General features: G+C 61.4%; 2 protein-coding genes. One reads left to right on the top strand and one right to left on the bottom strand.

The genetic code is table 11. The features are described 5' to 3' along the window. The coding region (locus CH256_RS20600; protein WP_143536632.1) for a condensation domain-containing protein at window positions 1-833 on the bottom strand (833 nt) is incomplete at its 3' end. Between CH256_RS20600 and CH256_RS20605 the strand changes: the two genes are divergently transcribed. After that, window positions 811-1811, top strand: a 1001-nt coding sequence (locus CH256_RS20605) for a condensation domain-containing protein (RefSeq protein WP_143536633.1), incomplete at its 3' end; no start/stop codon positions are given. The two genes, CH256_RS20600 and CH256_RS20605, sit on opposite strands and share 23 nt — an antisense overlap.

Raw genomic sequence — 1811 nt, forward strand, 5'->3', positions numbered from 1 at the left:
GCGTCTTGTAGAACGAATGCCAGGCGCTCGTCAGGGGTGTTGATGTCGATCGGCAAGTAAGCAGAACCCAGCTTCAGCACCGAAAGTATGGCTATCACAGTGTGTTCCGAACGTGGCAGCAACAGTGCAACAACGTCCTCTACTCCCACCCCACGCCCAGCCAACAAATGAGCCAACTGCGTCGATGTGTCGTCCAACTCCTGATACGTCCACGACCGACCCTCGAACACCACCGCTATGACGTCCGGCCGCACCCTCACCTGCTCGGCGAACAACTCCGGAATCGACACGCCAGCAACGGACTCCGTCACAGCCGACCTGTTACCCAGTACGTCCAGCTGCGTCAGCTCATCCTCACCCAGGATGTCGAACGAAGCCAAAGGACGATCCGGGCCCGCCGCCATCGCAATCAATAGCTGCTGCCACCGAGCCGCCATGCGCTTTACGGTCTCGGCGTTGAAGATGTCGGTGCGGTACTCGACGATTCCGCTGATCCCATCGGGCTGACCGTCCGCAGTGAACCGCTCGCGCAGGCTGAATGCCAGGTCCATTCGAGCGGCTCCGATGTCGACTGACGCCGTCTCCACGTCGAGACCCGGCACCGAGATGTCGGGGACCGGGTCGTTCTGCCAGGCGAACAGGATTTGGATCAACGGATGGTGAGCCTGCGTACGGACCGGATTGAGGCGCTCGACAAGCGCATCGAACGGCACATCTTGGTTCGCGAACGCGTCCAGGCTCCGCTCCCGTACCTCCTCCAACAAATCACCGAAGTTCATCTCGGCTGAAACCCGCGTACGCAACACCAGCGTGTTGACGAAAAACCCGACCATGCCGTCAAACTCGGTTCGCCCCCGCCCCGCCGTCGCCAACCATCAGGGCGGCCAAGTCGTCGTCGAATGGCCCGCCGAACTGCAGGAACTCGTGCGGGTTGTGGCGCGGGAACGCAATGCGACGACGTTCATGGTGATGTCGGCGGCGCTTTCGGTGCTGTTGGCGCGTTTGAGCGGGAGCGCGGATGTGGCGTTCGGGGTGCCGACGGCGGGGCGGGGGCGAACCGAGTTTGACGGCATGGTCGGGTTTTTCGTCAACACGCTGGTGTTGCGTACGCGGGTTTCAGCCGAGATGAACTTCGGTGATTTGTTGGAGGAGGTACGGGAGCGGAGCCTGGACGCGTTCGCGAACCAAGATGTGCCGTTCGATGCGCTTGTCGAGCGCCTCAATCCGGTCCGTACGCAGGCTCACCATCCGTTGATCCAAATCCTGTTCGCCTGGCAAAACGTCACCCTGCCCGATCTGTCTCTGCCAGGTCTCGACATTTCCCCGCAGCGCACGGACACCTTGACCGCTCGAATGGACTTGACTTTCAGCCTGCGTGAGCGGTTCGACAACTCCGGCCGTCCCATAGGCATTGGGGGTCTGGTCGAGTACCGCACCGACGTCTATGACGCCGAAACTGTAAAACAACTTGTTACCCGCTGGCAGCGGGTGCTCACGACGATGCTCGCCGGCACGGACCGCTCGGTGGCGTCAATCGACTTGCTTGACGAGAGAGAACTGACGCAGCTGGACGCCCTCGGAGCGCGGTCAGTGCTAAATGAATCGATCGTGGACCCCGCGATTCCGGAGTTGTTCGCCGAGCAGGTGAGGGTGCGGCCGGACGTCATAGCGGTGGTGTTCGAGGGTCGGTCGTGGACGTATCAGGAGTTGGACGACACATCGACGCAGTTGGCTCATTTGTTGGCTGGGCGTGGGGTGGGAGTAGAGGACGTTGTTGCACTGTTGCTGCCACGTTCGGAACACACGGCAAC

The sequence above is a fragment of the Rhodococcus sp. 05-2254-6 genome, from assembly GCF_002258565.1.
Classification (GTDB): Bacteria; Actinomycetota; Actinomycetes; order Mycobacteriales; family Mycobacteriaceae; genus Rhodococcoides.